This is a genomic window from Roseibacillus persicicus (assembly GCF_014651675.1).
GTDB classification, from domain to species: Bacteria; Verrucomicrobiota; Verrucomicrobiia; order Verrucomicrobiales; family Akkermansiaceae; genus Roseibacillus; species Roseibacillus persicicus.
Map to the genome: position 1 here is coordinate 26,781 of NZ_BMXI01000014.1, position 25,994 is coordinate 52,774.

Sequence of the window (25,994 nt, forward strand, 5' to 3'; positions counted from 1 at the left end):
AGCCGTTCACCAGCAGCTGGTTCTCACCATCCCTTGAAAAATTTCAGGAACTAGCGAGCAGTGCGCCGCCTTCTCAGGAGTGCTGAGCCAGCGAAAAGAGTCAGCAAGGCTGTCGAGGGCTCGGGGATGACTGCCACGAAGTTGTCCGAGGAGTCGACCTGCAGTTCGTAGATCAAGCTGTGGGGGGCGGTTTCCCATTGAACCTGATAAGAGGTGATCGGATCGGTCACTCCGCTCAAGTCCCACTGGAAGACGAAGTTGTTGGTCGCGGTTGCAGGCCCGCCGAAGCTATAGGTGTAGTCGCCCGCATAGGTCGCGGAGAGATCCGCGGGGTAGAGGTCGGTCCCATTCACCAGTAATTGGGGAGTGGAGGCGAAGGAGCTGGCGCCCATATCGATTTGGAAAACGATAGTCGCGAGGTTGGCGACGGGGTTGCTGGATTCCACCACGAGGGAACCACTGTTGCCACCATCATAGAAGCTATTGGTGGCGAAGTATCCTCCGCCTGAGGTTTTGTTGAAAGTCGCGTCGCCGGTGGACCCTGCGACATTCGGGCTGACTGGGGCGGGCCAAGGCGAAGTTCCGGGATAGCTGCCGTAGCCAGTCAGTCGGCTGCCTACCAGTTGGTCCCAACCATCAGTGCTGGTGTTCCCAGGGAAAGAAATGGTGAGGGCCGCGTGAGAGCTGAGCGCGCTCGTGACCAGGACAAAAGTGGATGTTAGGAATGTGTGTTTCATAGCGTGTTCTCTGTTTGAGATGGATTGAAAGTGAAGGGATTCGGTTTTAAGTTCTGTCGCTTGTTTGTTTCTTTGTGGCGACGATTTGTCTTTCCAGGCGTTCAGTGGGCTAGACGGAAAAAAGTCGGCGAAGTGGTGCGAGGGAGGGTGACGAATTTATGGTCTCCCTGCTCCTCAACTGTGGCACTCACCTCTGTCCAGGAATCTGGCTCAGCGAGATTTTGCGTCGCTTGCAACTGAGCTGTTAGAGTGCTGGGCCACGAAATCTGAATTTCACTTTCCGTGAGAGAAAGCTCCGGGCTGGGAAGGGTTTCAGGTGCGGGAGATGGCGCCAGATCGAGAACGAAGGCATCGATGGAGTCGTGGGCATCGGCGTAACCAATCAGCGAAAGATCCACCGTTGTCGCGGCACCGGGCAGAGTCCAAGTGAATGACGTGATCGCCAGAGTGCGCTCGAAAAGAGTGCCTGCATCGAGAGTGACGAAGCTCACCAGAGCCTCAGTGGGTTGGCTCGAGTTCAAGAGCACTGAATATCCGGTCAACCCTTGCGGAGCATCGTCGCCTTCCTCAAACGAAGAGTTGAGAACTTCGCTCACTTGCAGGGTGGCGGTTTGGAAGGGGACGTTTGCGGTAGCGGTGATTTGTATATTGGCAGCCGCAGAGAAGGTGTAGAGTCGGCGATCGTTTTCGTCCGTGTATTTGATTCCTCCGGGAAAAGCGAGAGGGGTGGTCTGCGAGAGAATGGGCTGCACCAGATTGGCGGAGGCGTCGGCGGGGCTGCTCCCGGTTGCATTGGTATCGCTCAAGCCCGCCAAGGAATCGAAGCTGGCAAATGCGGAGTTCTCTTCATTGCGCGTGTCGGGAATGGTGAAGAGTGAGAGGTCGGCCTGAGCTTTCAGCACAAGGGAGAGAGCGAGGAGGGTTTGAAATGCGGAGTGGGACATGGGAGGGATGGTTGCGATTTTGCGCCTCGGGCGCTGGTGCTGACTTGTCAATCCGTGATGCTCCGTTGACTCCGGCTAGCTTGAGCTAGAAGGTCAGATCGCAGGAAAGGAAGAAGGCTCGACCGGGCTGGGTGTAAAAGGAATTGGGCAGTCCATTGCCGCCGTGGCCGGTTCCTCTTCGAGCGGTGGCCCAGAGAATGTAGTCTTCGTCGAGCAGATTGCTGATTCCGCCCCGCAGCCGGACATTTTCGGAGAGCTGGTAATAGGCTGTGAGATCCAAGGTGAGCCAAGAGTCAGCGGGGAGGAAGTCCGTGCCATCGCTGTCGTCAATATCGGAGAGATCCTTGGCTGCGGCGTAGGTGGCGGTGAGAGTCGAGCCCCACTTCTCGCTGGGCGAGTGATAGGCCAGATAGGCGACCGATTTCCATGGCTCGATGGAGTTGAGCGGTTCATCCCCCGAGCCTTCGCCATCGTCCGCATGGCCTTCCGACCAAGAGAGCGAGCCTCCCAAGGTGAGCCCTTCCAGGAAGGAAAACTGTTCTCCAAGGTTCCAGTCAGCGGAAAATTCCAGCCCGTAGATTTCCACCTCGCCCCGATTGACGGTCGTCAGTTCGTCCGGTGTCCCGGGAGGGTTGTCGACGAGGAGAACTCCATTTTCCAAAAAGTCCGAGTAGAGATTGTAGTAGCCGGTCAGCTTCGAAGTGAAGAGGTCCGAAGAGTAGTCGAGGCCTAGCTCAAAGGAGTTCGAACGTTCTTCCGAAAGGTCGGGATTGGGGACGGTGATAAAGGTGTCGGTGTGGGAGAATACTCCGTTCAGTTCCTCCGCCGAGGGATTGCGCGTTCCTTGCGCCCACGAGCCAAAGATACTGACTTGGTCCGTCACGTGATAGGCGAGAGAGAGGCTGGGGGAGATGGAGAAGTTGTCGAAGGCAGCCGCTTCCTGACCATTGCTTTGCGAGAGGAAAGCGGCGGTGTTTTCGGGGTCCACCGAGTAGTGGTCAAGGCGGACCGCAGGCGTGATTTCGAACTCGTCGTTGGCTCCGAAGCGGACTCTGTCTTTCACGAAGAGTCCTCCGCGAATGACCTCGGAGGGTGCCATCCCAATCAGGTCCTGGACGATGGAACCACCGCTAGCAAAGCGCTGGGTGCGAAAGAAGCTGGACTCTACCTGAGAGTATGAACCCTCGATCCCGTAGCTCAGTTGATGGCGCGAGATTTCCTTTGTCGCCTGCAGTTGCAAACCGGAGATTTCGGTTTGGTAGTCGATGTCGTTCAGGTAGTCGCGAAGCCCTCCAAAGGCCACGCCTTGCTGCACGTTATCGGTCGCCGCTTCAGCTCGTTGCCAATAGGCGGTAGTCTTCAAGCTGTCGTAAAGAGGGGTTGGCGCGGTGAGCTCCAGATCAAGTGAAAAGCGGAGGCGTTCGCGGAGGTCGTCCGAGGTCAACAAGGTGTTGAAGATGCCTTGCCCCGTGTCGCCTTCCGCACTGTTGACATCGACAAAGGAACGGGCGCGGTAGAAGTCGGCGGTGGCGGTGAGTAGTGCGTCGTCAGAGGGACGCCAGTTCAAGGTTGCGACCACCGCGTCGGACTCGAAGTCCGCGGGATTGGCCGGGTAGAAGGAATTGTTGCGTCTCTCTTGACCCTGTCGGTAGGAGTAAAGAACAGACGCGGCGGCCCTTCCGTTGCCCAGTGCCGTTGCCAGGCGATTGTGGATGGACTCGTTGACAGAAGAGAATGTGACCGAGTCGCGGAGGGCGAAGCCTTCCAACTCGGGACCCAAAAGGGTGAGGGCGGATTCGGTTCGCCCTGAGACAGCGCCACCAAGAGCATCGGAGCTCGTGGACGAGTTGGCTGCTGATTTGTGAAGTTCGACTTCGGCGAAGGTTGCGGGGTCGAAGTAGATTCGACCGGGGCCTCCCGAGCCTTCAAAAGACTTCGAGATGAAGTCGTCCGGCTGGCGGATGCCATCCACGTCGATGGAGATCCGGTTGCCCTCCAGGCCGCGAATATTGATGCCGGAGTCTCCACCCGACAGGTAGGGAATCAAACCGTCGGTGCCGGCAAAGTCGAAGGGAATGGAGACTCCTGGTTCATACTTGAAGGCATCAGTTAAATTAGTTGCACCGGTTTGTAAGATGTCCTCCGCCGAGATGGTGGAGGAGGAACTGGCGCGGGATATACTTTCTTCCTCTTCCAGGCGGGAGGCGACCACCACGGTCTCCTCAAGCTCAAGTTCCTGCGCGAAAAGCGAAGGAGTGAGGCTGAGAGAGGCCGTGGTGGCAACGACCAGCCTGACAGAGGGGCGAAAGAACATTTTGAAAAACTTGGCTGGGTAGAAGAGTCCAGGCTTAGCGCAAGTGCTGGGTCAGGATGGCGTCGATTTCCGGGCGGGAGATGGACGAGTCCTTCTTGAAGTTTTCCGCAAGTTCGCTCATGCGGGCCATGAGAGGCTTTTTGTCGAGCTTGCTGATGTAGTGGACGGGGCCTTCGGATTTGGCGATGACTTCAGTCCAAGCGTGACGAACATTTTTCCAGAACGGGTGGGTGGCGGCCCAGTATTCGTTGGCCTTCTTGACACCGAGTTCCTGGTCACTTCCTTCTTCCGGAACGATGCGCTTGTAGGTATTGGCTCCGCTTTCCAGACAGAGAAAGTGGTTCTGTCCTTCGCTACGCACTTGCTTGCGATTGTCCTGCAGATGGACCCAGCCTTCCGGGGTGATGAGGTGGCGGTTGATGACCTGGAGTCGATCGTAGTCGCTTCGCTTGGTATATTCCCGACGGGGAAGCGGACGAGTGGAGAGGTCGGAGGTCCACTCGGAAAAGTCGCCGCTGTGTTCCCACTTTCCTGCTGCCTTGTAGCGGGGACTGTCATCGACCTGAGTGACCAGTTGGGTCCAGGTTCCCTTGACTTCTTCCTCGCTCAACTCGACCGGTAACCAAGTGCGCTTGCCTTCGTAGGTGAGCACCTCGGTGTCCTCATAGTTCCAGATCTGCGCCCAGTGCTTGATGATGCGGGGGCCGTCCATGTCTTCCACAATGAGCAGATGCTGCAGGGTGATGCTGGAGCCGAGATCCTCGGCAACTTTCACCAGCTCAAGGGCATTCGCCTTGTAGGGATCCTTGAGCTCATAGTCGGGTTGCAGAGGGACGGTCTCTTCGAACTTGAATTCGACTTCGAAGGTTCCAGCCATGGAGAGGATTGCGGCCCGGTCGCGGTCGAAATCCGCGTGGGGGGCTGCTGAACAGACCGCGGTCATGGCGACCGCGAAGAGGGTTGACCATTTCGTGAATTGATTGCGTTTCATCAGGCGGAACTTAGGCAGAGGATCCTGCTCGGGTCTGGCGGTTCATTGTGGAGCCTTAGCGTTGAATTGCCTTTTGCCAGTCGGGTTTTAGGGCGTGTGTTCTTGATAGCGACCGTCGGGTGTTCCCAGCAGCGTTTGCCACCTGTTGGTAAAGGCGTGGGCGGGAGCAGAGAGAGAGGCGATGACCCCGCCATGGGTGTTGATGCAGGAAACCTTGCGAACCGCCTGACCGTCAAAGTTTTCACGGCTGATGAAGATTCCATGGATTGCTCCCGCATCGATGAGAAAGACGTCATTCTCTCCCTCAGAGATGATTCTTCCCTCGCGAGTCTCGACGCGGCGGGGGTGATGGGAGGCTACCAGTTGGGTGCCGCTTGCGGGGATGGTGAGCGTGGTGTGCTCTCCGGTTTTGCAGAGTGCTGTTAGAATGTTGAAGAAAGGGTTTTGTCCGGCGAGTTTCCGTCGAGTCACGGACGCATCCTGGCAACAGGGGCAGAGGGTGAGGGGCTTGACTTTCCGGTGAGCTTGGAGGGACTCATTCTCGGGCTTCATCTCCCAACCAAACAAGTTGGTGAGGAGGGCGAGGGAATCGGGCCCGACATTCACGAAAGAAAGGCGGCTTCCACGGTTACTGAAATCGAACTCGATGGCGCCTGAGCCACTATCGTCGGTTTCCACCACGTAGACCTTGTCAATCTGTGCCTGTTGGAATGTCAGGCTGGGTTGGGTGCTGAGAAAATAGCCGCCTTCATCCAAGTAGCTGGCTCCGAGGTCGATGTTGCCACGGTAGCTGACGGCGGCACTATGCAGTTCGAATTCGCTCTGCCCCAGATAGTTCATCACCTCCCAGAAGGAGGGGTGAGGTGCTTCCAGTTCGTGGAGCCAGCGCCATTGGTCACAGACGGGAGGTTTGGTTTTCGGCCTCATTTTGTTTTCTTGTTTGAGTTTTTCGAGTTGTTGGGGGATTTGGGAGCGGCTGGTTTCGGTTGAGCGCCTGTCTGCTTTTTCTTCCGAACAGGGCGGTAGATATAGGCTTGTTTCCCGCTGATTCGGCTACTGGTATTCGAGTAAGTCATGGCGTCCACTATGGCGGCATTTTTCACTCTCTGCTGGTGGTCCTTTACCGGGAATTGGCGATGGAGTGCCAGCGAGCAGGGTTCAGTGTTGGCGCAGCTTCTCGCGAAGAGACGGGTTTAGCTCAGGCGTTTCAGAAAGGCCGAGGGCGTCATCCCTTGTTCCTCTGAGAAGGCCTTGGTGAAGTGCGAGAGCGAATTGTAGCCAACCTCGAGGGCTGCTTCGGTGACGTTGTGGTGGGCTGATGCCATGAGCTCTGCTGCTCGCTCAATGCGAAAGGCGCGGAGGTGGAGTGAGAGGGTTTTGCCGGTATCCTGTTTCACCAGACGACTGAGGTAGTGTGGAGCGCATCCGACATCCTGGGCGAGTTCGTTGAGGTCGAGCGGTTCCTGGAGGCGGGCTTGCAAAAGCTCCAGCGCCTGTCTCGTGTAGCGATGCGCCCGTTGTTTCAATTGGGTGCAGAAGAGTGGCTCACCGGCTGGTTTGTGGAAGAGGTGAAGCGAGAGGATCTCGAGGATCTTGGCCTGGAACCAAGCGTGCCTTGCGGCCTCGGCCACGGGAGGCGAGACGAGGTCTTCGTAAAATTGAGCTTCCCGGCTGCTCCATCGGCGAAGAATTCCCAGATTTTTTTCCAAGAGGGGGATGGGGCTGCGGAAGAGGCGTTCGAGAGGCTCGGACTCGAGGCGAAGGAGAAGAAAGTCGTGTCCGACTTGGGACTCGAAGCGGGTAGCGGTGCGAAGACCGGGAGACTGTCCCATTTGGAAGATGGCAAGAGACTGGGGCAGGAGGGTGATGCGAGTGCCAGGGGCTATGATCAGCCCCTCTCCCTTGAGATTGAGCACAAAGTGAAGGGAGGACGCATGGAGCTCGTCCTGCCAAGTCGCGCTTTGGCTGGAGAGTTCTTGAAACCACAGCAGCGAGGCTGCGAATGGCTTCTTTTCGTCATGAAGAAGGCGAGCTTTGATAGTAGACGGGTCGCAGGGCTGACGCCGAGTCTACGGATTGTGGATGAGAAGTCGAGCCTTTACTGAGACTGAGTCTCAGTAGCTTTATCTTCTGCTGGTTAGGGAGAATGGATTGTTCGGGGGGGAGGGCTATCGGGGAGCCAGCGAAATGCCGTCGGGCCCGATGACGATTTTGCGCTGCTTGTAGAGAGCTCCGGTGGCGCGTTTGAAGGCCTTCTTGCTGACGCCCACCGCTTTGTAGATTTCTTCCGCAGGGCTCTTGTCGCTGATGTGCCAGAAGCCACCACGGGCCTCGAGTTCGCGCAGCAGCTTTTCCTCGAGTTCTTCCACGAGATATTGTTTGGGCGGGTAGAGAGAGAGGTCGATCTTCCCGTCGTCGCGCACCTTGAGGACGTAGCCGTCGGTTTTTTCTCCGGCATGCAGTCGGCGGAAGACGCTGTCGTGATAGATCACGCCCGACATCTCATTGTTGATGATGGCTTTGTAACCCAAGTCGCTTTTCCCGTAGAGTAGGAGCTCCACAGCCTCGCCCTCAATGTAGGGAGGCTCTTCTTTGCTGAAAAAGCGGGAAAGGCGGCGGCTAGCCACGATGCGTTCGGTGACCTCATCCACGTAGACATGGACGACGTAGGAACGGCCAACCTCGCAAGGCTCCTTTTGTTCGCGGAAGGGGAGGAGGAGCTCTTTGGGAAGGCCCCAGTCGAGGAAGACGCCGACGTCGGTCGACTGGACGGCTTCCAGATAACCGAACTCGCCCGGCATGACCTTGGGCATGCGGGTGGTGGCGATGGGGCGGTCCTCGGAGTCGCGATAAAGAAAGACATCGACCTTACCGCCGAGAAGCGTGCCCTTGGGCACATCGCTATTGGGCAGGAGAACATCGCCGAGATGCGGACCCGCATCTAGAAAGACTCCCATCGGGGCCTCCCGCATCACTACCAACTCCGCCCGTTCACCGATCTCCGCCATGCTGGGATTCATCGGGCAAGCGGTCGTCTTTTGCAATCCGCAAAGTAGAGCGGGTTCGTTCGGGAGGCCGCGGGGTCGGGTTCGCTATCGGGAGAGAGGTAATAAGCTTCGAAATCGGGAAACAAAAAAGGACCGTGTTCGCACGGTCCTTTTGTCGTTAGAGTTGATAGTGAACGCCGGAGTCAAGTGGGCTACTCCGCCTGTTGCTTCAGGAGAGCTTTCACGAGTGGCAGGCTGTCCTCGTAGCCGCGGATTTCCACGTTCTTGGAGTCGGGGTTGGTCCAAGCAATCTGAAAGTTTCGCTTGCGGGGGAGGATGTCCCAAAGGCCGGTGCTCAGGCGTTTCCACTCGGAACCGTCCTTACTATAAACGTAGTAGGGAACCTGACCGTTCTTTTTCACCTTCTTGAACTTCGAGATGTTTTTGCTCTGGCCGGGGGCGAGCTCAATGGGCTCATCACCAACGATCAGCCGCAGAGTGCTTTCGCTCATGTTGGAGATTTGGAAAGAAGCCAGTGGGAAGCCTCGGGCTCCGTCGTTATAGGCCTTGATGAGGTAAGGCTTCTCCTTGATTCCGGAGGGGAAAAGCACGAAGAGAACTTCGGATGCTCCCTTGGGGATCGCGGTTTTGCTCCAGCTTTGAAAGCTCCCCGAGCCGTCCTTCTGTCCAACCCGGACCTCGTCACCCACCACGGTAAGAACGTCCTGATGGTTATCGAGGTGTTTGGCGAGCTTGGTATCCAAGGTGTCTTCCCCAGCGGGATCTCCGGTGAGAGTGACCTCGCGAACTGAGTTGGAATAGCCAAAGCAGAGCGTGCGAACTTCAATCTGACGAGGTTCCTGCGCCAGAAGCGAGGCCGTGAGGAGGCTTAGGATGAGCGTGATTTTAGAGAGCATAAGGGAGGTTAATGCGGGAGATGATAAAAGCGAATGACCAAAGCGTCTCTAGACTTCTTCCGGGGAAAGCCAGGCGAAGGAGACGATCTTGAAGCGACGTCCGAAGGCGGCGTTGGAAGGGTTGAGGTCGTCGAATTGCGTGCCGGGAGTCTGGGTCGAGTCAACAAACTCGGGGACCCTTTGCACGATGGCTTCGCACCAGGCTTGCGCTTGGATCTGGCCGTTTTTGGCGACTGAGTTTCCGTAAGCGCGAATGCGGAAGGTGTCGGAACGAACCGTAAGGAGGCTTCCCAAGCTTTGCAGCAAGTCTCCCTGCAAAAGAGTGGCGGGGGAGCCCTCGGCGGTGTTTCCGATGAGCGCGTCAGGGTTCTTCACGCGGTCGTCCACATTCTGGATGCCAACGCCATCAACTAGCGAGAAAAGCTCACCCTCGGTGCCTTCGCCCGCACGATTGCTTGCCCCGGTGGGGTCGTTGGCGAGGTCGATGGCGGTTTGGAGAACGCCTTTTTGGCTGAAGCTCTCATTCCGTCCTCCCACCCGGCGATTGACGAACTCCGAGAGAGAGAGGAAGGGGCCTTCGTCATCGATGCAGCGATTCTTGATTTGCTCCACAATCTCCTCGGCGAGGAGTTCGGCCTGGTCGTCGGTCAGACGGTGGAAGCCGAGCCAGCGTTCAGCCCGGTCGCGGGCGGTTCCGCCGACGTCACCGCTTCCAGCCGCGAGACTGAGGTCGCCGCTGCTTTCGCTGTAGCTGGGCAAGAAGCGGGAAAAGGCGCTGGCACCCGAGACCGAGTGGCGGTCTCCGTCGCGGGCTGGCACTTCGATTTCGAAGGCGCTCATGATGAGAGATTTCCAAGCGGCAACCGATGTGGAGTGCACGTTGAAGGGGCCTTCTAGCATTTGATAAGCGGCAATTTCGCGGGAAGAGGTTTCGAGGTCTCCCGAGAGCTTGTCCACCACCTCATCGTCGGACTCGCCCGAGCTGATGTAGGGCTGGAGTCGTGGGGTCAGAGTGCTTTCTCCCTCGATGAAATTGCGGACGGACGGCTCGTTGGACTGGCTGGTTCCTTTGCTCAATCCAGAGAAGTAGTAGCTGTCCCACAGCTTTTGATTCAAAAGGTAGGAGTGGTCGACAAAGGTCCCGTCCACTACCGAGTCGGAGTCCAGGAGGGGGTGGGCGTGAGAGTTGCCGAAGGGATAGTTGAAGAATGGCGGACGAACGGCGGCAATCAAATTGGCAGCCTGAAACTGTCCCAGCGATACCATTGGAGTGGTTGGCAGCACGAACATGGGCGATGCGGTCAGACCGGTCTCGGCGCTTTGTCCGGAGCCAAAGTAGCCGCGGTTGATGGAGTCCCCTTCGGGAACGATTTCAACCATCGGGAAGCCGTTCAAGGAATCGACATTGCGGAAGCTGAACTCGTAACTCTGCACGGGCTGGGGTGCTTCGTCCTCGTCCTGGTCGTAGGCGATCAGGGCAGGGTTGCCGTAGAGCCAGCCTTTGGTTGGGCTCAGAAGGTCGTTGGAAGACTTGGCCGTCATGGTGAAGACTGCGAACGGAGTTTTGCCGCCCCGGTTGGAATCGGAGTCTCTTTGCTCCAACTCAACGGCCGTGAAGGAACGCTCGATGATGAGGTCGGTGTCCTCTTCGTAAAGGCGGTCCTTTTCAGTCACACGGAAAGAGCTACCAAGGATTTCGGTATCGCTGATGCCACCCAGGCGGTCCATTTCGACCAGCATGGTGAAGTCTTTCATGGCATCGTCTTCACTATCGGAATTGGCGTCGTTGTTGGACAGCTTGGCCTTCACGATGATGGAATCCTGAGGGCGAAGGGCGCACCAGTGGAACCAGGAGGACTTGATGTCAGTGGAACTCGGAGAGGAAAAGGCTCTTTGCTCAAAGCTATAAAGACTCTGTGGGTTGCGATACTGAAGGTAGCGGGCCAAGTGGTCGAAGCGAAAGCCGCCAGTGGGATTCCATCCCTCGACAAAGTCCACGTTCTTGACAAGGGAGCTCGCTTTCTCCGCTCCCACGGAGTTGCCGCTCTGGATGACGAAGTCGCGCTTGACCTCACCCCAAGTGTCGCCTTGCTTGACGAGGGCGGTGAAAATTTTGTTTTCACCCGGCTCCAAGCGAATGGGCTCGCGGCTGAGACCATTTTCCATATCTCCACCCCGAATATTGAAGGAGAAGTTGGTGATGGCATCGCTCTTCCCACTTCCGCCGGAGACCGAGCCCCAGACAAAGTTGGATAGCGGCCAATAGTTTCGGGTCACCCGGCTGTCACCGGAATCGACGATGCGCAGGTCGGCTGCTCCAGTTCGGCCAGCTTGCTTGGCGAAGCGGAAAGCAACGGGAATTTTGTCCAATCCAATCGAAACGCCATCGAATTCGATGGGTACGGAGTAGGGGTTCCAAAGGGTGATAACGGGCTCGAAGACCAACCAGGGCTTCAAGTGAGTGTATCGGGGATCTTCTCGCGCGTAGGTCGCCGCAGCATTGCTGCCATCGATGGAGGCAAGGGTGTGGGTGACCATCGAGAAGAGAATCTGGAGCTTGGCTACCACCGGCTTGAGCGCCACTGCCTCCGGGCTGGAGTCATTGACGTCGAAGGTGCGGGGTGACGGGGGCGCGAGGTTGGCTGTGACGTTCACCGGCTCGGTCGCATCACCGTCTTGGAAATTGAGATACTGGTTGTAGTAATCAGAGAGGTAGGACCAATGGGGATCGGCTACTCCAAAGGGGCTGGTGGTGCCGGAATAGACGCGTTGGCCGGCCAGCAAATCATTTTCCAAAATGGTGGTGAGGTCGCGCTTGAGGCCACCATTGGCAACGTCGGAGAGAACTCCGCGAGAGTAGGTGGTGTAGTCAAAGAAATGCTCTTTCGCCGCAGAGTTGGCGTTGCCACTCCCAGAGGCGGCATCGAGAGTGCGGGAGGAAATCAGGCTTCCCCAATCGGATTCATCCGTGGGGCTATAGCTGCTGATATCCAGCGCATCGCGATAGTAGGTCTCGGGAAAAGTGAGGTTGGAGGCGAGATGATGATTGTCGGTTGGGCGGGTGTCGTCGCGATAGAGGTCAAGGCGCACCTTGGTGTCTTCGGAAAGGACGGTCCAAGCGAGATTGCCGGATTCCGCATCACCACTTGTGCTCTTGATTGGAATGAGTTCGCTGCGGATGGGGGCTTCGCCGGTTCCCGTCCCAAAGGTTCCCTCTCCAAGAAGCTTGACGGATGAAGAACTGGTCGACTGGTTGGCGTAGGCAAAGTCGGTGGCCATGCCGGAGGGGGAGGTGTGGCTAGTCAGCCAGCCACGGAATCGGTCGCTCTTCTCGGATTTGTAGTCGGGGGTACCGGACTCTTCGGTAGGGTCCCAAGACCAGGATTCCCACGCGCCCAGGAGATGCGGCTGTTGGGGATCGGCGTGAACACTGGCGGCAGGAGCAGCAACCGCGCGGTCGCTACCCATCTGGGCCTGGAGTTCACCCAAGGCAATCTGAAGGGCCAAACGGGCATTGGCTCGGGCTTCATTGCCATACGACTCGCTACTCGAGCTGCGTAGGGTGACTGCGGAAAGTGAGAGAATGCCAACCGCAATTAGCGACAGTAGCACCATCATTGTTATGGTGACGACCATGGTGAACCCATCGTCTGGCTCTTTTCTAGGGTATGATTGAATTCTCATGTGGTTTTTTAAGATATTGGTATCTAGGTCTACTTTAGTTGACTAAAGCGGAGTGGTCTTTCGATTTTTGAGAGCTGACTGAACCCTTTTGGGGATTAGTTTTTCGCCTTATTTTAGGGAAATACGGCTATTTTCTCAATTTTTTTGAAAGGCTGAAAGCGGGTGAGCATTTACCGCGCCAGTCTCCTTAAATACCGCAAAATCGATATTCGTTACACGAACCACAACCTTTTCTGTTTTTTTCGTAACACCTGCATGATTGACGCCAATTGAGCTTTCTGACGGGTCGGGGAGGTGTCTTGACTGGATACTATCCGGAACCTTTACTTGATTTAATGAGAAGGAGATATGGAATTTTGTCCGGTGCGAGCATTCTGCTCCCGGCGGCGGCGTCGGCGGTGGTGTTAAATACCGTTGAAAACTTCAATGGGGGCCTTGTGGGATTCGGCGGGCCCGTGAATTATTCCATCCTGACGGGAGGGGTGGATGGCCCTTCGGATGGCTTTCTCGCGATCACCTCGGCCTCACCCAACATCTTCGCGACCCGTGTGATTCAGCCGGGTCCTTTTACCGGAAATTATCGGGCGATCGGGGCCAATGCGGTTCAATTTTCTCTCCTCGACCTGGATTCCGAAGATTCGGTGGTCGTTCGGGTGGGATTTGGGATTCGAAATGTGAACTTTTGGGTCTCCAATCTGAGTTTTGACCCCGTCTTTGGTGCCCCGTGGCAAGAGGTGACGGTGTCTTTCGACGATGCAAGCGGCTGGACCCAGGTGATTGGAGCGGGCGGGGCGACGGACTTTGAGCTGGCGTTGGAGAATGCGGAGACCTTCCAGATCCGCGCTGATGCGGTGGCGGATGGGAAGGAGCCGGATACGATTGCGGGTTCGATAGGAATCGACAATGTCAGTTTCCTCGCGATCCCGGAGCCGGGGATCGGGCTTTTGCTAGCTTTATTGCCAGGCTGTTTTTTGCGTCGGTCGAGGGCAGTCTAACCGGCTTCGCCACACCAGGTCCAGAGGCCGGGATCAGTTGCGTCCTTGACCTCGGCAGCGAGTTTCTCGCCATCGACGCCTTCCTCCAAGACGGCAAAGATAGTTGAGCCGGACCCGCTCATCATGGCGGCGGCTACTCCCTCGGTGGCGAGGAGTTTGCGCTTGAGGATGGCTAGGAAGAGGTGTTTCTCGAAAACGGGCTTCTCCAGATCGTTCACCATTCGGACCCCCGCAATCTCTTGGGGGCCGTAGGGGATGTCTGCGTGTTCGCGGGAATACTTCCAGCGCTTGTAGGCTTGCTCGGTGGAAACGGGGAAGCCGGGCTTGAAGAGGACCACTTGCTCGTTCCATTCGATCCCGGCGGCCTCCACGTCCGTGCCGCGTCCACGACACCAGCAGGCTTCGTCGAAAAAGAAAAAGGGCACGTCTGAGCCGAGGCTGGCTCCGATCTTGGATAGCTTGTCGAACTCGATCGGCTCGTCATAGAGGGCGTTGAGGCCCAGAAGAGTCGCGGCGGCATCGCTGGAGCCACCACCCAATCCGGCTCCGTGGGGAATGGCCTTTTCGAGACGGATCTTGTAGCTGACCTTGACGTCGGCTTGTTGCTCAAAGGCCCTCACCGCGCGGGTCACCAGATTGGTTCCGTCGGTGGGCACTCCCGGTGCATCGCACTCCAGGGAATAGGAATCCGCGGATTCGAAATGAAGCTGGTCGCTCAAGCCCCGCAGCGGGGTCATGAGGGTTTCCACCTTATGAAATCCATCACGTCGTCTCCCTAAAACACGAAGGGAGAGGTTCAATTTAGCCGGGGCATCTACGAGCACGCCCAAGGAAGTGCCAGAAGTGGACGCGAAATCCAATTTTCATTTTCAAAATCGTGCGTTCGAGGGGGTGGTGGGGCTTTTGGGGAACTGCAGATGGACGCGGATTGAAGAGGGTTGGAGGCGTTTTTTGGACAGAATTTACGGAATTAAGAGACTTTTGACGGGGCTTTGGTCTTTTTGACAGGATTTACAGGATGGACAGGATTTTGCCGCTGCTTTGGGATTTGACGTGTTCTCTGACTTTAGTTTTTAGGTTTTTAGTGCTTAGTTTTTGGATTCTGCGCTATGCCTTCCGGCATGAAGAACTGGACTTATCAAGACCTCATCGTTGCGCCATCCCTGCTGGCCGCAGACTTTGGCCGCGTAGCGGAGGAAACGAGTCGCGCCATCAATTCGGGCGGTGATTGGATGCACCTCGATATCATGGACGGGAATTTCGTGGACAATATCTCTTTCGGCCCTGCCATGGTTGAGACCGTCCACGCAACCAACGATGTGTTCTTGGACGTCCATCTCATGATTCAGCGCCCCGACCACTACTTGCCGCGTTTCGTGGCTGCGGGTGCCGATATGATTACGGTGCATGTGGAGCCGGAGGCCACCCATGACGTGGGGGCGACCCTCGCCGCTATCCGGGCGGCCGGGGTGAAGGCGGGTCTGGCGCTCAATCCGGCTACCGAATTCGAATCAGTGGTGCCCTTTTTGGATCAGATCGATATGTTGCTCTGCATGACCGTGGTGCCCGGATTTGGAGGGCAATCCTTTATGGGTGACATGATGGCCAAGGTGGAACGCGCTGCTGCCATTCGTGCGGAAAAAGGGCTTTCCTATCACATTGAGGTCGATGGCGGAGTCGATCCGGACACCGCACCGATTTGCCGGGCTGCGGGGGCCAATGTTCTGGTGGCGGGTTCCTCCACCTTCAAGGCCGCCGATATGAAGGCTGCCGTCTCCGCCATCCGCGGGGAATAGCCTTTTGCTTTCTACTGGCAAAAATCATGGCTCGAGCGACGTTAGGGAGAGACAAATGAATCGCAAACTCATCGCAATCATCGTGGCGGCATTGGCCATCGTTGTCGGTCTATTCGTTCTGCAGTCCCGGCGCCCGGCCGAGGCTTCGAACGAGGAACTCGCAACCAAAAGTGACTTTTCAACCAGCGACTCGCTGCCGGGATTCAAGTCTCGACGTGACAAATCGGAGCGCGTGATCGATCCGGCTGAGCTGGAACCCCTCCATCCTCCCATCATCAAGGAGACGGTGGTTTTGGAAGAAGGTCAGCGGTTCGAGGACTTGAGCGATGAAGAGCGCGCGAAAATCGAGGAGCAGCAGCGGGAGATTGCGACTTTGATTGCTCGCAACAACCAGGAGAAGTTTGAGGTTCAGGTGGCTGATTTGGTCAAAGGCCTCGAGCTTGATGCGGCTCAGGAGAATGAGTTGCGCTCTTATTTCGAAGGAATCCAGGCTCGCATTGCCGGGGGTGATTTGCAGGCCTATGGCGACCTCGAGAAGGTCTTGAATAGCGATGGGCTGGAGGAAATCTTGCGAGGCGTGCTCACTTCTGAGCAACTTGAGGTTCATCAGGCGACTGCGGATCGCCTGCGTGAGCAGCGAGCGGAACAGACCGCCGCGGTCGAGTTCGAACAAGTCACCTCTCTGCTTTCGCTCACCGAATCCCAGAAAACTGCGGTGAAGGATATTTTGCGTGAGAATGCTCTGCAGCAGGGAGGAACGGGGGAAGGGGCAGGAATGCCGGACGTCGCTTCCCAAGCGGCCCTCGGAGAAAACCTTTTGAATGAAATTCAGTCTGCCGGACCGAATGCCAATCCGCTCGCCATCATGATGCAACAGCGGCTCGCCGCAGCTAGAGAGCAGCAACTGAAGCCCTTCGAAGGGGTTTTGTCCGCGGAGCAATTGGACCTTTACCGTCAGTCCCTCGAGGTTCGCGATGCGGATTTATCCCGCTTCCAGAACAGCTTGAATGCCTTTTCTGCCAACCAAGGAGGAGCCCAATGATACGTGTCAACGGCGAGCTCATTAACCCGAATCTATTGGAAGAGGCTTTCACCCGAATCAAATCGGAGGCCGAGCTGCGGACCCAGGTTTCCTGCTGCGAGCGGGACGAGGAGTTTAGCAAGGCCGCAGAAGAAGAGGTGATCGACTCCATCCTGATTGCGCAGGAAGCGGAGAAGAATCACCGGGACCTGGACGAGCAGGAGATTGCGCGGCGTTTGGAGGAACTGATTAAGCTCTATCGTGAACATGGAGCCTCTTGGGAAATGCTGGAGGCGGAGCGCGACAATTTGCGCGACGAGGTCATGGCCAATCTCAGGATGGAACGCTTCATGGGCGAACACATCCCCGAAGTTGCGCCTCCCACTGAGGAAGAGCTGGCGGACTATTTCGAGTCGGTGAAGAAGCAATATCGCGACCTTCCCGAAGCCCGCTGCCTGCATCTCATTAAAATGATCGATGGTCATGAGGACCAGAAGGAGCTTCTGGAAGAGATGGTGGCTCTGCGGAAGAGGCTGCTCGAGGGCGAGGATTTCTCGACTTTGGCCAAAGCCGAGACTGAAAAGTCGAGCAAGGAAGTCGACCTTGGCTGGATCCCACTCGACCGTCCGACCAATCCGTTCGAGACCATCTTGTTTTCACTACAAGAGGGGGAGATTTCTCCGGTTCTCAGTTACGAGCACGCCTTGCATTTGGTGAAAGTGACTGAGCGCAAGGGGGGCATGACCCCTGCTCTGGAAGAGATTGCCGACGAGCTTCGCAATCGCTATGTGGTCGAAAAACGGCAGGCGGCCCTGCGGGCTCTGGCCTCGAAGCTTCGGTCGGAGGCGGTGATTGAGCATGTTGATTTCGAGAATCCCGACGAGTCCTAGTGGTCGAATTCTGACCAGTGATGCGAAACCTGTGATTCAGGTTTGCCAGCGTCGCAAGTGGCAGTAAAGTCCGCTCATGAGCGGATGCGCTGGAGCCAGCGGGAAAAAAGGATTGCGCCCGGGAGATTTTGGTCCCCGGATGCGGATGGATGCGAGTTTGCACCTTGATAAAAAGCCGGACTGGATTCGGGTCAAGCTGCCGAATAATCCCGTCTTTTGGGACACCAAGTCCATGGTCAAGGACCTGAAGTTGGTGACAGTCTGCGAAGAGGCCCAGTGCCCCAACCGTTGGGAATGCTGGGGACAGGGAACGGCGACCTTCATGATTGCGGGCGAAAAGTGCACCCGGGCCTGCGGATTCTGCGCGGTCAAAACAGCCAAGCCCGACGCCCTCGAAGAAGATGAGCCCCAGCGCGTTGCGGAAGCGACTCGCCGGATGAAACTCAATCACGTGGTGATCACCGCCGTCGCCCGCGACGACCTCGCTGACGGGGGAGCCGAGCATTTTGAAAAAACCATCGAGGCGGTCCGCGAAGTGAATCCAGGCATCACCATTGAGGTGCTGGTTCCGGATTTTAACGATAAAGATTGGGCGCTCGAAATGGTGATGCGCGCAAAGCCGCAAATCTTTAACCACAATCTCGAGACCGTGCGCCGTCTCACTCCGCTGGTGCGTAGCCGCGCCCAGTATGACCGCTCGTTGGCTGTCTTGAAAAAGGCGAAGGCCATGGCCCCCGGTAAGGTGGCGACCAAGAGTGGAATCATGCTTGGTCTAGGCGAGCGCGACGAGGAGATCGAGCAGGCCATGGATGACCTCCGCGCGGCCGACGTCACTGTTTTGACGCTGGGACAATATCTGCGTCCCACTCCCATGCACCTTCCGGTTGTCGAGTATGTGACCCCCGAGAAGTTCGCGGAGTGGAAGGCGGTCGCGGAGGCCAAGGGCTTCCGCCACGTGGCCAGCGGTCCACTGGTGCGCAGCTCCTACCATGCGGCCGACTTCAAGCCGGAGCTGGACCTTGAGGATTGATTTTTCTTTCTGCCAAATCCGTCCGCGAACTTTCTAGAAATGGCTACCGAGATCGAACGCAAGTTTCTCGTGATCGGCGAGGTGCCCGGGGGCCGAAGTTCCGAAATGGTGCAAGGCTATCTGAGCCAGGACCCCGAGCGGACGATTCGGGTGCGCATTGATGACGAAAGGGCCTTTCTCACCATCAAAGGCAAGGCGGTGGGAATTACGCGGGTTGAATTCGAATACGAAGTGCCCGTCGCGGATGCGCGGGAGATGCTCGCACTGGCTACGGGGTTTCCGATTCGCAAAACCCGCACCCGCGTTCAGGAGGGCGATCACCTTTGGGAGGTCGACGTTTTTCATGACCTCAATGAGGGCTTGGTTATTGCGGAAGTGGAGCTGGAATCGGAGGACGAAGAGCTCGTTCTCCCAACTTGGGTGGGTGAAGAGGTGACGGCTGACGTCCGCTATCTGAATGCCTGCCTCTCGCGAAAGCCCTTTCGTGAATGGTCCGATGAGCCCGTGTGAAGTTTTGCTTCGATCTTAGGGGATCTTGTAGAAGGGGTTGGGAATCTTGAAGTTCCGTTCGCTGTAGCCGCCTTCCAAATCACTCGTTTGGTCCCCGAAGCTGGCAATGATGGTGTAGCCTTCGGAGGTGAGATTTTTCCGGACGCGGGACTTGAAGGCGACCGCTTTCTCATAGGGGGCATCGGACTTGTTCGGTCGCAAAACGAGCTTCTCGTATTTTCCCATGCCCTGGCTTGTCAGATTCTTCGCAGTGGCCGCGCGCTCGTCTTCGGTGCGTCCGGTCAGAAAGATGACCGCGAGATCAAGGTCAACTGCGGTTTGGTAGACCTTCTTGACTGGTTCGATTGCGGGAGCTTCGGCGCGCGCAACCCACTTGCTCCAGACCGGTGGTTGGTAGCCCCAGTCGGTCTCTTTCATGTGAGGAAGGTTCGAGAGAACGGTCTCATCGATATCAAAAATCACTGCCAGTTTCGCTTGCCCGGAAGCCGCTCGCCTCGTGAGGAAGGCCTCGGCGCTGGCGACGGAGGCTGCCACGTCCCCTTGATAATCACCGGACTCGGCGTAGGTGGTGACTTCCCTTTTTAAGTCCGACAAATTCGCGGGCTCACGTGACGGCGAGGCGCACGAAATAAGGCAGAGGACTAGGAAGCTGAGATACTTCATGCTGGGACTATACCCTTTAAAGCAACCCAAGGACGAACATTCTCTTTGTTCTGGGAAGAGGACAGGGAGCAGCCTCGTTTTCCCGGATTTCAATTCCCTCCCGTGGATGCCCGCTGAATGAGTTCTCCCTGGAGGGTGATCTCGCTCACTGGACGATCGGGGGCTTCAATACGCTTCATGAGAAGCTCGGCGGCTGATTCTCCGATCGCTTGGGCGGGTTGCCGAATCACGGTTACCGGAGGATCGACAAAGGTCGCCCAGGAAGGATCGTCGAAGCAGGCGAAACCGATGTCTTCCGGCACCCTTAGTTTCATCTCCTTGATAGCGCGGAAGGCGCCGGTAGCTAGAAGGGCGCTACTGCAAAGAATGGCATCCGGGGGAACGTCATCGTTCAAAAGCTTTTTCGTGAGGCGGTTTCCTTCCTCTTCAAAGGCGTCGATTTGATGGGTGCCTGCGATGAAGCTTTCTTGGCCCTCGAAGGCGGATTTGAATCCTGAGATCCGGGCGCTCGCCGTGTAGCTCCGAGCTCCGAAGATCCCCGCGATTCGTTTGAAGCCGCCCGCGATGAGGGTGCGAGTGAGAGCATGAGCTGCGGCTTCGTTGTCGATGATGACCGAATCCAAAGTGCTTTTGGGGAATTTGCGGTCGAAAAGAACGAGGGGCACGGTGCTCACCGTGTTGAGTTTTTGGACCCGGTTTCTTGTGGGTGAGAGGAGAATTCCAGCGACTTGTTCCTCTTCCAAGAGTTTGAGGTAATGCTCTTCGCGGGTAGAATCTTCGTCCGTATTGCAGATGAGAACGTTGTAACCATGCTGAAAGGCCACCTGTTCTACCGCGCGGCTAATTTCGCTAAAGAAAGGGTTGCGGATGTCCGAGAGGACCAAACCTATGACACGGGACTTCTGTGCGCGAAGTGAACGGGCGACCCGGTTCGGGCGATAGCCGAGTTCCTTCACCGCCTCCTCCACCTTCTTTCTCGCGCTTTCGCTGATGTATCCTTTGCCAGCCAGAACTCTGGAGACGGTAGCCGTCGAGCAGTCGGCTAATTTGGCAACGTCTTTGATTGAAGGGTTCATTTGTGGAATCGTTTTCAGTGTATTTGCACAGTAATTTCCGGTCGGCGGCTGTGGGCGATGAGGTCTTCTAGGACGTTTTCCTTTTTAAATAAAGGGTAAAATCAGTTTGAGGAGAGGTCGATTTTAAGGGGCTATTTTTATGTTGACGTCTTTTTCTGTAAACGTTTACATAAAAAGTGTCCGCTCGTCGTCGGTCACTTTTTCAAATCCAGCTGAAGCAAATCCATGTTAACTCTCACCAAGAAAGATATCCGCCTGGGTGCGGTCGTTTCGAATAAAGAAGATGCAATCCGTGAGGTGGCGGCCCTGTTGCGTCAAAGCGGTGCGATCGAGGAGTCCTACGTCCAAAGTATGTTGGAGCGTGAAAAGGTGGCGACCACCTACCTCGGCAATGGGTTGGCCATTCCCCATGGTCGGCCGCAGGACGCGGATGCGATCAACGAGACCCGGGTGGCGGTGTTGCAGGTGCCTGCGGGGGTCTCTTGGCAAGACGGAAAGGTGGCTCACCTCGTCATTGGCATCGCGGCCAAGTCTGACGAGCACATTGCGCTGCTTCGACAGCTGACCGGAATCGTAGGAGATGCGGAGTTGGCGAAGCGATTGGCGAATACCACGGATCCCGACGAGGTGTTGAATGCGATTTCCCTGTCGGGTGAAAAGCAAGCCGATGCAGCGAGTGGGGCCGTGAATGACGACTTCATCGGGAGCGAGCTGGAGGTGAAGTTCCAGAACTCACGAGGCTTTCACCTGCGGCCGGCTGGGAAGTTTGCCCGCGCGGTGCAGGGGTATGATGGAGAGGTGACTTTCGTGGTGAATGGACATGAGTTCTCGCCCGACAGCCCTTCTCGTATCATTGGCCAGGGGATTAGTGCGGGAGACGTGATTCGTCTGCGGGTGAAGGGCGAGAACGAGACTGATACCCTTTCGACTCTGGCCGCCTTGTTGGAGGAGATTAACAACGAGCCTCTGGAGGAAGACGATGCGGAGGCCGCGCTTTTGACCGAATGGCATTCCGAGCAAGCACAGGGGGAGGGGATTCGGGGAGTGATGGCGTCTCCCGGGCTCGCGTTGGCCGCTGCTTGGCGATGGGTTGAGGCCGACCTGAGCACGAGGAAGCGCACGGCTGGCGATACGGACTCGGAAGTGGCGGCGCTACGGACGGCTCTGGAAACCGCTCGCAACCAGCTCATCACGCTTACCGAAGGGAAGCTTAACCAAGTTCAGCGTGGGCTTTTCGAGGCTCATGTTTCCCTGATCGAGGACGCGGATCTTCGTGAGGAAGTGGAGAAGGAGATCCGAACGGGTCAGGATGCCCTTTCCTCCTGGTCGAAGATCATCGAGGAGCGCGCGACGGCGATGGAGGGTGTGGAGGATAAGAATCTCGCTCAACGCGCGGCAGACTTTCGAGATATTGGACAACGGGTTCGCAAGGTTCTCTTGGGCGTCGATAGCGACCCGTTCGAATCGGTGGTCGATCCCATCATCCTGCTTGGTGATGACTTGGAGCCCTCTGAAGCGGCGCAGCTCAAGGCTGATAAAATCAAGGGCATCTGTCTCAAAAAAGGGAGTCCGAATGCTCATGCGGCAATTGTTTCCCGGTCTCTTGGGATTCCCATGTTAGTTGCGATGGGAGACGAGCTCGACGCAGTGGCTCCCGGGGACAAGCTCATTCTCAACGCTTCCGGAGGGCGTCTGATTCAAAACCCGAGCGAGGCTGATTGCGCATCCGCATTGGCGGTTATTGAAGAAGTGAGTGTCCAGCGGGACAACGATTGGGACCAGCGCTTCGAGCCCGCGGTTCTGCGCGACGGGCATCGGGTGGAAGTGGTGGCGAATATCGGCCAGACCTCGGAGGCTCACACGGTTCTCGAATCTGGTGCAGAGGGGGTCGGTCTTGTGCGAACGGAATTTCTGTTTCTGGACCGCGACCATGCTCCCGAGGAAGAGGAACAGTATCTCGCCCTCAAAGAGATGATCGAGGCCTTGGAGGGCTTGCCCATGATCGTGCGCACTATGGATATTGGCGGCGACAAGCCAGTGTCCTATCTGGGCCTGAGCGAGCTCGATCTGTCGTTTCTCGGTCTCCGTGGTTTTCGCCTCAGCATGGCCAGGCCCGACCTCGCCACGGCACAGTTGCGGGCCATTTTTCGAGCCGCGGAGCACGGGCCGATTCGGCTCATGTTTCCCATGATTGCGTCCCCCAACGACTTCCTGCGGGCAAGGGAAATGACGGATAAGGTTCGGCGCGAAATGGGCGGCCGGGAGGTGGAGCTCGGCGTGATGATCGAGGTGCCTTCTGCTGTGGCGATGGCTTCCGAGTTGGCCGAGTTGGCAGACTTCTTTTCAATCGGAACAAATGACTTAACCCAATATGCGCTGGCGGCGGATCGGACCCACCCTCTTCTCGCGGGCCGGGCGGACAGTCTGCATCCCGCTGTGCTCCGTCTCATCGAGCAAACGGTGCAAGCGGCCCATGCGAAGGGCAAGTGGGTCGGTGTTTGTGGAGGACTTGCCGCTGATCCGCTTGGGGCTCTCATTTTAACTGGGCTCGGGGTCGATGAGCTGAGTGTTCCTCCCTCACTCGTTCCACAAATCAAGGCTCTCCTCCGGCGGGAAGAGCTCTTGGGTCTCCATAAACTTGCCCAAAAGGCACTGAGCCAACGCGACCCTCGTGCCGTCCGTGCTCTTCGCCCTTCACACTAAATTTTCGACTTCATGAATTCATCAACAGACCTCGTTACCATCACCCTCAATCCCGCGATTGACCACACGGTCATCCTCGATCAATTGGCGATCGGGAGCGTCAACCGAACCCTGGAGTATTACCGCCAGACCGGCGGGAAAGGCGTCAATGTCTCCGCCATGTTAGGCGGCTTCGGGATCGCGACTACCGCAACTGGTTTTCTGGGGAAAGAGAATCCCCGCCTCTTCACCGACCTCTTTAAAGCCAATCAAATTCGTGACGAGTTCATCTGGATAGCGGGGGAGACCCGGACCGGAATCAAGATTGTCGACGAGGGAAGCAAGGAGACCACCGACATCAATTTTCCTGGTCTTGAACCGAGTTTTGCGGACGTGCAGTTGTTCGAGAAACGCTTACGTAAACTCATCCAACCCGGGCGTTGGTTTGTCTTGGCCGGCAGCTTGCCGGTGGGAATCAGCTTGGACTTTTTCAGCGAAATCATCGCCCTGATCAAACAGGGTGGAGGCTTGGTGGCCGCTGATACCAGTGGGGAAGCCTTGAAGGTCGCCATCAATAGCGGGGTTGATATGGTGAAGCCCAACCAGCACGAACTGGCGGAATATCTCGGGCACGACCTGCCGGATTTCAACAGTTGGGTTCACGCTGCACGGGAGCTCCAAGAGAGTCAGGTCAGCCACGTCATTCTCTCCCTCGGCAGTGAAGGCGCTCTCTTTATCAGCCCTGAAAAAGCCCTCATGGCATCCGCTCCGCCGGTCAAGGTGGTGAGCACTGTGGGCGCGGGCGACAGTATGGTTGCGGGCTATCTGGCAGGCCTCACCACAGGGCGTGCACCGGCGGAGTGCGCGAAGCTCGCCTCGGTTTTTGCCTGGTGCGCATTGGAAGATGTGCGGCGACGACTTCCGGCACGCGAAGTCATCGAGGCCCGGATGGCGCAAATCAAGATTCAGCCTCTTCCTGACCGCAAGCCGGCCGCCCTGCCGGGGCGATAGCTCTCTTCAGTCTGAGTCCTTCCTGGGGCTCTGGAAACAACTCAAAAAAACACCATCATGAAAACAGTATCAGTCGTACTCTCGTCACCTCCCGACGAGCCACTCAGCCGCATGGCCATAGCCGCGCTGGAGGCAGAAGCTTCGCTACGGGAGCTTGCACTCGAGGTCTCCACCGACTCTTCCTTGCCTCGCAATTCGGTTCAGCTCAGCTCAGGCGGAGATTCGGTAGCATCGGATCGTCCACGCCTCATTGGTGATCCGGGGAAGTTTCTGGAGCTCTTCAACCAACGTCAGAAAACGCCTCCAACTCTCGACTCCGTTCCCCGTGGGGTGGAGGCGGAGGGGGCAGGTTCCTCTCCCGCGAGCAAGTTCCTTGTCGGAGTGACTTCTTGCCCCACCGGAATCGCGCACACCTTCATGGCGGCTGAGGCCTTGGCCAAGGGGGCCGCCGCCATGGGCTATACCATGAAGGTGGAAACCCGCGGCTCAGTAGGGGCGAAAAACGAACTGACCGACGAAGAAATTGCTCGTGCTGATGCCGTCATCGTGGCCGCTGACGCCAATGTTGAAACCGCTCGTTTTGCAGGCAAGCGCTTGTTGGAGACTGGAACCAAGGCTGCTATCAACGACTCGAAAAAGCTCATCGAAGAGGCGTTGAAGCAAGAGCCTTCGTCTTCGGAAGGGAAGTCGAGCGAGAAGGCAAACGGAGGGAAAGAACAATGCAGTGGACCCTATAAGCACCTCATGACCGGGGTGTCCCATATGCTTCCTCTGGTAACTGCGGGCGGACTTTGCATTGCTCTCGCTTTTGCCTTTGGTGGTATCTACGCCGGCGATAAGGAGGGAAGTCTGGGCTGGGCTCTGATGCAAATTGGTGGTGCCTCGGCCTTTGCTCTTTTCATCCCCATCTTCGCCGGTTTCATCGCTTTCTCCATCGCCGACCGGCCGGGTTTGACCCCGGGATTGATTGGCGGAATGCTGGCGACCAGTTTGGGCGCGGGCTTCCTCGGTGGAATCGTCGCCGGCTTCATGGCTGGTTACTTCACGCGGTGGCTGAACAAAGCGCTGAAGCTTCCCGACAGCATTGCGGGTTTGAAACCGGTTCTGCTTTTGCCCCTCATTTCCTCCCTCGTGATTGGCCTCGCGATGATCTATGTCGTCGGTCCACCGGTGAAGGGCATTATGGAGGGAGTCTCGTCGTGGCTCATGACCATGCAAGGCACCAGCGCCCTTCTCTTGGGCTTAATCCTGGGTGGCATGATGGCCTTCGATATGGGTGGACCCATCAACAAGGCTGCCTACACCTTCGCGGTCGGCTTGGTTGCCACCAAGATCTACGGGCCAATGGCAGCGGTGATGGCGGCGGGAATGGTCCCGCCCTTGGGGCTCAGTCTAGCTGCGACTCTTTTTAAGAACCGCTTCACTTCTGATGAGCGGAAATCAAGCAAAGCTACCGCGCTCCTGGGGATCTCCTTCATTACCGAAGGAGCGATTCCCTTCGCCGCCGCTGATCCCTTCCGGGTCATTCCCTCCATCGTAGCGGGGGCCGCTGTTGCGGGTGCGATTTCACTGACCGCGGGATGCCAGTTGGTTGTGCCGCACGGCGGAATCTTCGTCTTGGCCATCCCCAATGCCATCAACCATATGCTGGCCTACGTCATCGCCATTCTCGCGGGAACCCTTGTCACCACCGCGCTCCTCTTTTTCCTCAAGAAGCCTCAGGAGGCTCTTTAATCAAACCTAAAT

At 57.0% G+C, this 25,994-nt stretch carries 21 protein-coding genes; 9 read left to right on the forward strand and 12 right to left on the reverse strand.

Going from position 1 to position 25,994, the window contains the following annotated elements; genetic code table 11:
* Positions 1-50: 50 nt before the first annotated feature.
* The 9 genes from IE099_RS15380 to IE099_RS15420 all read right to left on the reverse strand — a co-directional run bounded on the left by IE099_RS15380 (position 51) and on the right by IE099_RS15420 (position 12,574).
* Positions 51-737, reverse strand: a complete 687-nt coding sequence (locus IE099_RS15380; protein WP_189571692.1) for a PEP-CTERM sorting domain-containing protein — start codon at positions 735-737, stop codon at positions 51-53.
* Positions 738-838: 101 nt separating this feature from the next.
* Entirely contained in the window at positions 839-1,681 is an 843-nt protein-coding gene (locus tag IE099_RS15385) for a hypothetical protein (protein ID WP_189571694.1), read from the reverse strand.
* 85 nt (positions 1,682-1,766) lie between these two features.
* Positions 1,767-3,995, reverse strand: coding sequence for a TonB-dependent hemoglobin/transferrin/lactoferrin family receptor (locus IE099_RS15390; RefSeq protein ID WP_189571697.1), 2,229 nt, complete (start codon positions 3,993-3,995; stop codon positions 1,767-1,769).
* 34 nt (positions 3,996-4,029) lie between these two features.
* Positions 4,030-4,986: a DUF6607 family protein gene (locus IE099_RS15395; protein ID WP_189571700.1), complete on the reverse strand. Its 957-nt coding sequence runs from the start codon at positions 4,984-4,986 to the stop codon at positions 4,030-4,032.
* Between the two features lie 87 nt (positions 4,987-5,073).
* A complete protein-coding gene (locus tag IE099_RS15400) occupies positions 5,074-5,913 on the reverse strand; it encodes a hypothetical protein (protein WP_189571702.1) in 840 nt (279 codons plus the stop codon).
* 266 nt (positions 5,914-6,179) lie between these two features.
* Entirely contained in the window at positions 6,180-6,902 is a 723-nt protein-coding gene (locus IE099_RS15405; protein WP_189571705.1) for a helix-turn-helix domain-containing protein, read from the reverse strand.
* A 252-nt stretch (positions 6,903-7,154) separates the two neighbouring features.
* On the reverse strand, positions 7,155-8,006 hold the full coding sequence (locus tag IE099_RS15410) for a CvfB family protein (RefSeq protein WP_229809542.1): 852 nt from the start codon (positions 8,004-8,006) through the stop codon (positions 7,155-7,157).
* 179 nt (positions 8,007-8,185) lie between these two features.
* On the reverse strand, positions 8,186-8,890 hold the full coding sequence (locus IE099_RS15415; RefSeq protein WP_189571708.1) for a hypothetical protein: 705 nt from the start codon (positions 8,888-8,890) through the stop codon (positions 8,186-8,188).
* 48 nt (positions 8,891-8,938) lie between these two features.
* Complete coding sequence (locus IE099_RS15420; RefSeq protein WP_189571711.1) at positions 8,939-12,574, reverse strand: hypothetical protein; 3,636 nt, start codon at positions 12,572-12,574, stop codon at positions 8,939-8,941.
* Positions 12,575-12,909: 335 nt separating this feature from the next.
* Between IE099_RS15420 and IE099_RS15425 the strand changes: the two genes are divergently transcribed.
* Positions 12,910-13,569 (forward strand): hypothetical protein, encoded by a 660-nt coding sequence (locus tag IE099_RS15425; protein ID WP_189571714.1) that lies wholly within the window; start codon positions 12,910-12,912, stop codon positions 13,567-13,569.
* Here IE099_RS15425 and ispE read toward each other — a convergent pair.
* The gene (gene ispE, locus IE099_RS15430) at positions 13,566-14,393 is read right to left on the reverse strand and encodes a 4-(cytidine 5'-diphospho)-2-C-methyl-D-erythritol kinase (RefSeq protein WP_189571717.1); all 828 of its coding nucleotides are present in this window, start codon (positions 14,391-14,393) and stop codon (positions 13,566-13,568) included. The genes IE099_RS15425 and ispE overlap by 4 nt on opposite strands.
* 297 nt (positions 14,394-14,690) lie before the next feature.
* Here ispE and rpe point away from each other — a divergent pair, with 297 nt between their 5' ends.
* The 5 genes from rpe to IE099_RS15455 all read left to right on the forward strand — a co-directional run bounded on the left by rpe (position 14,691) and on the right by IE099_RS15455 (position 18,816).
* Positions 14,691-15,365, forward strand: a complete 675-nt coding sequence (rpe, locus tag IE099_RS15435) for a ribulose-phosphate 3-epimerase (protein WP_189571719.1) — start codon at positions 14,691-14,693, stop codon at positions 15,363-15,365.
* A gap of 55 nt (positions 15,366-15,420) precedes the next feature.
* On the forward strand, positions 15,421-16,407 hold the full coding sequence (locus IE099_RS15440) for a hypothetical protein (RefSeq protein ID WP_189571722.1): 987 nt from the start codon (positions 15,421-15,423) through the stop codon (positions 16,405-16,407).
* Positions 16,404-17,276 (forward strand): peptidylprolyl isomerase, encoded by an 873-nt coding sequence (locus tag IE099_RS15445; protein WP_189571725.1) that lies wholly within the window; start codon positions 16,404-16,406, stop codon positions 17,274-17,276. The genes IE099_RS15440 and IE099_RS15445 overlap by 4 nt, the downstream gene beginning before the upstream one ends.
* Positions 17,277-17,415: 139 nt before the next feature.
* On the forward strand, positions 17,416-18,306 hold the full coding sequence (gene lipA / locus IE099_RS15450) for a lipoyl synthase (protein WP_189572007.1): 891 nt from the start codon (positions 17,416-17,418) through the stop codon (positions 18,304-18,306).
* A 39-nt stretch (positions 18,307-18,345) separates the two neighbouring features.
* The gene (locus IE099_RS15455; protein ID WP_189571728.1) at positions 18,346-18,816 is read left to right on the forward strand and encodes a CYTH domain-containing protein; all 471 of its coding nucleotides are present in this window, start codon (positions 18,346-18,348) and stop codon (positions 18,814-18,816) included.
* Positions 18,817-18,831: 15 nt separating this feature from the next.
* On the opposite strand, the gene IE099_RS15460 is transcribed toward IE099_RS15455, so the two are convergent.
* Positions 18,832-19,479, reverse strand: coding sequence for an HAD family acid phosphatase (locus tag IE099_RS15460; RefSeq protein ID WP_189571731.1), 648 nt, complete (start codon positions 19,477-19,479; stop codon positions 18,832-18,834).
* 89 nt (positions 19,480-19,568) lie between these two features.
* A complete protein-coding gene (locus tag IE099_RS15465) occupies positions 19,569-20,555 on the reverse strand; it encodes a LacI family DNA-binding transcriptional regulator (protein ID WP_189571734.1) in 987 nt (328 codons plus the stop codon).
* A gap of 225 nt (positions 20,556-20,780) precedes the next feature.
* Here IE099_RS15465 and ptsP point away from each other — a divergent pair, with 225 nt between their 5' ends.
* Genes ptsP through IE099_RS15480 form a run of 3 tightly spaced genes read left to right on the forward strand, consistent with a single transcriptional unit; the run spans position 20,781 to position 25,982 of the window.
* Positions 20,781-23,258: a phosphoenolpyruvate--protein phosphotransferase gene (gene ptsP / locus IE099_RS15470; protein ID WP_189571738.1), complete on the forward strand. Its 2,478-nt coding sequence runs from the start codon at positions 20,781-20,783 to the stop codon at positions 23,256-23,258.
* A gap of 12 nt (positions 23,259-23,270) precedes the next feature.
* Positions 23,271-24,248 (forward strand): 1-phosphofructokinase, encoded by a 978-nt coding sequence (pfkB, locus tag IE099_RS15475; protein WP_189571741.1) that lies wholly within the window; start codon positions 23,271-23,273, stop codon positions 24,246-24,248.
* A gap of 57 nt (positions 24,249-24,305) precedes the next feature.
* A complete protein-coding gene (locus IE099_RS15480; RefSeq protein WP_229809543.1) occupies positions 24,306-25,982 on the forward strand; it encodes a PTS fructose transporter subunit IIC in 1,677 nt (558 codons plus the stop codon).
* Positions 25,983-25,994: the final 12 nt, after the last annotated feature.